This is a genomic window from Jiangella rhizosphaerae, assembly GCF_003579925.1.
Taxonomy (GTDB): domain Bacteria; phylum Actinomycetota; class Actinomycetes; order Jiangellales; family Jiangellaceae; genus Jiangella; species Jiangella rhizosphaerae.
Window position 1 is genome coordinate 1 of record NZ_QUAL01000125.1, and the last position, 6,792, is coordinate 6,792.

At 72.9% G+C, this 6,792-nt stretch carries 7 protein-coding genes; 3 read left to right on the forward strand and 4 right to left on the reverse strand.

Translation table 11 applies throughout. From position 1 onward, the window contains the following. On the forward strand, positions 1-946 hold a 946-nt coding region (locus tag DY240_RS12855; protein ID WP_119660279.1), incomplete at its 5' end, for a GNAT family N-acetyltransferase. Between the two features lie 5 nt (positions 947-951). On the opposite strand, the gene ahcY is transcribed toward DY240_RS12855, so the two are convergent. From ahcY to manA, 3 genes are all read right to left on the reverse strand, one after another. Further along, positions 952-2,388: an adenosylhomocysteinase gene (gene ahcY, locus DY240_RS12860; RefSeq protein WP_119660280.1), complete on the reverse strand. Its 1,437-nt coding sequence runs from the start codon at positions 2,386-2,388 to the stop codon at positions 952-954. A gap of 652 nt (positions 2,389-3,040) precedes the next feature. Further along, positions 3,041-3,991, reverse strand: a complete 951-nt coding sequence (locus tag DY240_RS12865) for a cation diffusion facilitator family transporter (RefSeq protein ID WP_119660281.1) — start codon at positions 3,989-3,991, stop codon at positions 3,041-3,043. 42 nt (positions 3,992-4,033) lie between these two features. Next, a complete protein-coding gene (gene manA / locus DY240_RS12870; RefSeq protein WP_199701411.1) occupies positions 4,034-5,197 on the reverse strand; it encodes a mannose-6-phosphate isomerase, class I in 1,164 nt (387 codons plus the stop codon). 70 nt (positions 5,198-5,267) lie between these two features. Here manA and DY240_RS12875 point away from each other — a divergent pair, with 70 nt between their 5' ends. After that, positions 5,268-5,552, forward strand: a complete 285-nt coding sequence (locus DY240_RS12875) for an AbrB/MazE/SpoVT family DNA-binding domain-containing protein (protein WP_199701413.1) — start codon at positions 5,268-5,270, stop codon at positions 5,550-5,552. After that, complete coding sequence (locus tag DY240_RS12880; protein ID WP_119660282.1) at positions 5,549-5,926, forward strand: type II toxin-antitoxin system VapC family toxin; 378 nt, start codon at positions 5,549-5,551, stop codon at positions 5,924-5,926. The genes DY240_RS12875 and DY240_RS12880 overlap by 4 nt, the downstream gene beginning before the upstream one ends. 4 nt (positions 5,927-5,930) lie before the next feature. On the opposite strand, the gene DY240_RS12885 is transcribed toward DY240_RS12880, so the two are convergent. After that, positions 5,931-6,792 (reverse strand): SIS domain-containing protein (locus DY240_RS12885; protein WP_119660283.1); only part of this gene is annotated, 862 nt, incomplete at its 5' end.

The following is a 6,792-nucleotide window of genomic DNA, read 5'->3' on the forward strand; positions in this document are numbered from 1 at the left end:
CGCCGGGGCCGCCCGCGCCGCACCCGCCGCCCACGCCACCGCCGCCGGCGTCGTCGCGCACCGACGGCGGGTTCACCCCGCCGTCGTGACCACCGGGTACCGCCGCTTCGACGGCGCGGGCCGGGACCAGCCGGCCGCCATGCAGGCGCTGGCCGCCCGGCTGTGGAGCTGGTCCAGTCGCTGGCATCCGGGCGAGCTGGCGTGGTTCTGGTGCGAGCACGGTGGCCCGGACCCGGCCTGGCGGCTGGCGCACTGGCGGCACGGCGACCGCGTCGTCGCGTGGGCGTGGGCCCGTGGCGGCCGCCTGGATCTGCAGCTCGACCCGGCTCACCTGGCGCTGACGGCGGAGGTCGTCGCCTGGTTCGGCGGGCGGTCGGTGACGGTGCTCGACGCCGAGACCGGGCTGGTCGCCGAGCTGGGCCGGCACGGCTACGAGCGCCGCGACGACGGCCCGTTCTTCGCCCACCTGCGCCGCCGGCTCGACGACGACCTCCCGGGCGCCGCGCCGCTGCCGGACGGGTACACGCTGCGGCCGGTCCGCGGTCCGGCCGACGCCGCCGCTCGGGCCGCCGTCCACTCGGCCGCGTTCGGCGTGGCGATGTCGGAGGCCGCCTACCGCTGCGTCCTGCGCGCACCGTCGTACCGGCCCGAGCTGGACTGGCTGGTCGTCGCGCCGGACGGCACGCCGGCCGCGTCCGCACTGGCCTGGCTGGACACCGGCAGCGGCGTCGCCGTGCTGGAACCCGTCGGCACCGACCCGCGGCATCGCCGCCGGGGCCTGGCCGCGGCGGCGTCACTGGCCGCGCTGAACGCCGCACGGCGGCTGGGCGCCCGGCACGCCCGGGTGTGCGCCCGCGGCGACGACGGCTATCCGGCCGCGCGGGCGGCGTACGAGGCGATCGGCTTCCGGGCCTACGCCCGCAACGTGCGCCTCGTACGCCGTTGACGCGATCAGTACCGGTAGTGCTCGCTCTTGTACGGGCCCTCGGCGGGGATGCCCAGGTAGGACGCCTGCGCCGGGGTCAGCTGGGTGAGCTTGACGCCCAGGGCGTCGAGGTGCAGCCGGGCCACCTTCTCGTCGAGGTGCTTGGGCAGGGTGTAGACGCCGAGCGGGTAGTCGGCGGTCTTCGTGAACAGCTCGATCTGCGCCAGCACCTGGTTGGTGAACGAGTTGGACATGACGAACGACGGGTGGCCGGTCGCGTTGCCGAGGTTCAGCAGCCGGCCCTCGGACAGCACGATGACGGTGTGGCCGTCAGGGAAGGTCCACTCGTGCACCTGCGGCTTGATCTCCGTGCGCACGATGCCCGGGACGGCGGCCAGCCCGGCCATGTCGATCTCGTTGTCGAAGTGGCCGATGTTGCCGACGATGGCCTGGTGCTTGGCCCGGGCCAGGTGGTCGGCGGTGATGACGTCGCGGTTGCCGGTGGCGGTGATGACGATGTCGGCCCGCTCGATGACGTCGTCGAGCGTGGTGACCTCGTAGCCGTCCATGGCCGCCTGCAGCGCGCAGATCGGGTCGATCTCGGTGACGACGACCCGCGCGCCCTGGCCGCGCAGCGACTCCGCGCACCCCTTGCCGACGTCGCCGTAGCCGCAGACCACGGCCACCTTTCCGCCGATGAGCACGTCGGTGGCCCGGTTGATGCCGTCGATCAGCGAGTGGCGGCAGCCGTACTTGTTGTCGAACTTGCTCTTGGTGACGGAGTCGTTGACGTTGATGCCAGGGAACAGCAGGGCGCCGTCGCGCATCATCTCGTAGAGCCGGTGGACGCCGGTGGTGGTCTCTTCGGTGACGCCCTTGATCTCCTGGGCCAGCGCGGTCCAGCGGCTCTGGCTCTCGGCCAGCGAGCGCTTCAGCAGGCCGAGGACGACCCGCCACTCCTCGGGGTCGTCGTCGGCGGGCTCGGGGACGACGCCGGCCTTCTCGTACTCGACGCCCTTGTGCACCAGTAGGGTGGCGTCGCCGCCGTCGTCGAGGATCATGTTGGGGCCGGGGGCGTCGGGCCAGGTGAGCGCCTGCTCGGTGCACCACCAGTACTCCTCGAGCGTCTCGCCCTTCCAGGCGAATACCGGCACCCCGGCCGGCGCCTCGACGGTGCCGTCGGGGCCGACGGCGATGGCGGCGGCCGCGTGGTCCTGCGTCGAGAAGATGTTGCACGAGGCCCAGCGGACCTGCGCGCCCAGCGCGACCAGCGTCTCGATGAGCACGGCGGTCTGGACGGTCATGTGCAGCGAGCCGGTGATGCGGGCGCCGGTGAGCGGCTTGCTGTCGCCGTACTCGGCACGCATGGCCATGAGCCCGGGCATCTCGTGCTCGGCGAGGCGGATCTCGCGGCGGCCGAAGTCGGCCAGCGACAGGTCGGCGACCTTGAAGTCGAGGGACATGGAACGGTTCCTCTCACGGATGGCGGTCAGGGGTCGGACGCGGGCACGACGATGCGGCACCGATCAGTCGTCCGACCCGGCGCGACCCATCTGGGTCCGCGGCATCACCTGCGCCGGCATGGTCTCCGGCCGAGTCTACCCCGGTGCCGTCGCCCCTCTTCGACACTCCACTCCCCGTCCCCCTGCTGCCCATCTTCTCAGCCAAGACCGGGCAGCTATCAGGGGGACGGGGAGGATGTGGGCACGCCTCACGCTTGTCGTGCCCGTTTCACCCCACTTTGTCGGGCGGCGGCGCGCGATGATCATCCAGGATCGCCTACATCACGAGGATTACGCGAGCTTCACCATGCCTGTAGGGGTGTTGACGCTCAGGTAATCCTCGTGATGGCCCCCGAATCACGGCGAAATCTCACCAGGTGGACGCTCTACGACACCAACGCCACACCGAAACGGGCCCAGAGGCCTGGCGCCCTCGCCACATTGCCCCCGTCCCCCTGATAGCTGCCCGTTCTGAGCCGCGGGCGCGTGGGTCAAGCGGTCATCGCCGGCGCGAAGCGCCTCCATAGTCCGCTTGAGGCGCGCGCACGCGGCCAAGACAATCGGGCAGCAGGGGGACGGGCCCAACGCCGAAACGACCGGCCAACGCAAACGGCTACGACGCCGGCGCGGCCGCCCGGTCGATGTCGGGCTCGAGGAAGATGTGCTTCGCCTCCGGCAGCGCCGCCCTGATGCGTTCCTCGGCGCCGTTGATGGCGGCGGCGATCTGCTCGCCGGTCTGGTCGGTGCGAACCGCGAGCTTGGCCGCCACCAGCAGCTCCTCCGGGCCGGTGTACAGGGTGCGCAGGTGGATGACGCGCCCGATGTCGTCGCCGGCGGTGGCGGCGGCGAGGATCTTCTGGACGTTGTCCGCCGCCGCGCCCTCGCCGATGAGCAGGCTGGACATCTCGATGGCCAGGATCACGGCGATGACGACCAGCAGCACGCCGATGGCCGCGGTGCCGGCGACGTCCCAGTAGGCGTTGTCGGTGATGAGCGCCATGCCGACGCCGATGAGCGCGAACACCAGGCCCAGCAGCGCACCGATGTCCTCGAGCAGGATGACCGGCAGCTCCGGCGACTTGGCCCGGCGGACGAACTGCGACCACGACGCGCCGTTGCGGACGCGGTCGGACTCGATGACGGCCGTGCGCAGGGAGAACGACTCCATGATGATCGCGGCGACGAGCACGGCGACCGGCACCCACCACCACTGGCTCTCCAGCAGCTCGTTCGGGTGGCCGGCGTGCACCTCCTCGTACTTGTGGTACGCCTCGTACAGAGCGAACAGGCCGCCGATGCTGAACAGCACGATCGCCACGATGAACGCGAACACGTACCGCACCCGGCCGTAGCCGAACGGGTGCTCCGGCGTCGCCTTGCGCTGCGCCCGCCGGCCGCCGACCAGCAGCAGCACCTGGTTGCCGGCGTCGGCGACGGAGTGGACCGCCTCGGCCAGCATCGACGAGGCCCCGGTCAGCGCGAACGCGATGAACTTCGTGATCGCGATGCCGGTGTTCGCCAGCAGGGCCGCGACGACCGCCTTGGTCCCACCTTCAGTGGCCATGGGTCAGGACTTCCTTCGCTCAGGTGCGTGCGTGGTCGGGGACTATCGTGCCTGGTCGAGTGCGGTGGTGAGGGTGAACGCCACGCCGTCGCCGGCGAGCGTCGCGCCGGCGTCCGACGCGGGCACGAACGCGGCCCGCCCGCGAGCCAGGCCGACTCCGTCGATCTCGGCGGTGCCGTCGACGACGAGGACCAGGCACGGGCCGGGCAGTACGACCCCCGCGCGGCTCAGCCGCACCTTCGCCAGCCGCAGCTCGTCGACACCGGGGACGGGGTACAGCTCGATGCCGGGGTCGGTCACCTCGGGCGTGACGAGCACCTCGCCGCGCGGCTCGTAGCGCAGGATCCGCAGCACCTCGGCGGCGTCGACGTGCTTGGGCGTCAGCCCGGCACGCAGAGTGTTGTCGGAGCTGGCCTGCGGCTCGACGGCGACGCCGGACAGGTAGGCGTGCGGGACGCCGGCCGGGACGAACACGGCCTCGCCCGGTTCGAGCGTGTGGTGGCGCAGCAGCAGCGCCAGCAGCAGGCCGCGGTCGTGCGGGTAGGCCTCGGCCAGCCGGTGCACCAGCCCGAACCGCGGGTCGTCGCGCCGGGCCGACGCCTCGGCCGTCAGTGCGGTGACGATCTGCGCGGCCGCGTCGTCGTCGAGGGTGAGCCAGCGGCGGACCAGCCGCTCCAGCCCGTCGTCGTCGCGCAGGACGGCGGCGGCGCCGACGAGGTCGGGGTTCTCGCTCTGTTCGAGCGAGGCCGCGACCGCGGCGGGGTCGTCGAAGCCGACCAGCGCCTCGAACGGGGTGACGGCGACCGCCATCTCGGGCTTGTGGTTGCGGTCGTGGTACGAGCGGCGCGGGTCGTCGAGCGCGAGGCCGGCGGCGTCCTCGGCGTCGTAGCCCTCGACGGCCTGCTCGATGGTCGGGTGCACCTGGATCGACAAGGGTCGCTCGACGGCGAGCACCTTCAGCAGGAACGGCAGCCGCGGCCCGAACCGGCGCACGACGGCGTCGCCGAGCGTCCCCGCCGGGTCGGCCTCGATGAGCGCCGACAGCGGCCGCCCGTCACCCGCCACCGTGGACGGCGAGCCCGGGTGCGCGCCGACCCACAGCTCGGCCTCGGGATGCCCGGACGGGGCACGGCCGAGCAGCTCGGGGATGACGGTGGGGGAACCCCACGCATAGGAGCGCACCGGATTGTCCAGAAGCACGGCCACGAGCCGACAGCCTAATTGACCCCGCCCGACGTACAGCGACAGGTCACGCGGTGTCAGGTATCATGACGACATGACACACGCGACGATATCTGTCAACGAGCAAGGTCGTGTGCTCATCCCGGCGCAGCTCCGACAGGAGCTCGAGTTCCGTCCCGGCACCCCCCTCGTGGCCTATGTCGAGGACGGCAGGCTCATCCTCGAAGATCGAGCCCATCTGGCGGCGCGACTCCAACGGGAGGCGCTGGAGTCGCGCAGGACGTCGGGCAGCGTGGTCGACGAGCTGATCGCCGACCGCCGCGCACAGGCCGCGGCGGAGCAGGCTGACGAGGACCTCCCGCCGGCAGCCGGCCGGTGATCGTCCTCGACACTTCGGCGCTGCTGGCGTACCTCTACGCCGAGCCCGGCCACGAGTCCGTGCCGTCGCTGCTGCACGAAGCCCACATGAGTGCGGTCAACTGGTCGGAGACCATGCAGAAGATCGCCTTCCACGGCGGAGATCCAGACCGGCAGGGCCGGTTGCTCGTCGTCCTCGGCGTGACCGTGCAACCGTTGACCGAGGAGGACGCGATGCGAGCCGCCAAGCTCTACCCAGTCACCCGCGCGGCCGGCCTCTCGCTCGGAGATCGCTGCTGCCTCGCCCTGGCGGCACGCCTCGGCGTGCCGGCATTGACCGCCGATCGAGCGTGGTCAGGTCTCGACGCCGGCGCCGAGGTCCGCTTGCTGCGCTGATCCGTCAGGCCGGGCGGCCGAGGCCGAGCGCGAGGTAGGCGGCGGCGAACCGGCCGGTGGCCAGCAGCGCCGCGAACCGGCCGACGTCGGGGCCCTCGGTGGCGCGCACCTCCTGGACCCGCACCGAACCGCTCTCGGCGGCGGCGTCGAGACGGGCCCGGCCAGCCACGGCGGCGGGGTTGTCGGCGCCGTCGTCGAGGATGACGAGGGCCGGGCGGGACACCGCGGAGCCGCCGTCCTCGAACGGGTCGGCGAACAGGTCGGGCTCCGGGGCGCCCTCGAGGATCGGCACCAGCTGGTCGGCCTCGCCGGACAACACGGGCCGGCCGCTGGCCGATCGCAGCGCCTCGGCGACCCGCCGTGCGGCACGGGCGGCCAGCACCGAGCCGCCCCAGACGACGGGGACGTCGTCGGCGATGCCCAGGGCCAGTTCCTTGGCGGGGTTGGCGTCAGAGGGGACGCTCGGGCCGCACCGCTCGGCGACGTCGTCGAGGGCGGCCGCGACCGGCTCGGCCTCGACCTCGGGGCCCAGTCCCATGATGTGCAGCGCGTGCAGCACGGGGACGGCGAGCGCCGTCGGGTCGGCGCTGCCGGCCGGCAGGAACGTCGTGCCGCGGCCGGATGCCGCATCGTGCAGGGGCGACCCCTCGGGCGCCGCGACGAGCAGCGCGCAGCCGCGCCGGCGCGCCTCGGCGACGGCCGAGATCTCGTCGTCGCCGTGACCGTCGCGGCAGACCACGACGACGAGGTCGAGCGGGCCGGCCCAGCCGGGCAGCCCGCGGTGCGGCCAGGCGACGAACGGCACCGGGCAGACCGGCTCGAGCACGGCGCGGAACAGCCGGCCGTCGGGGCCGCCGGCGACGACG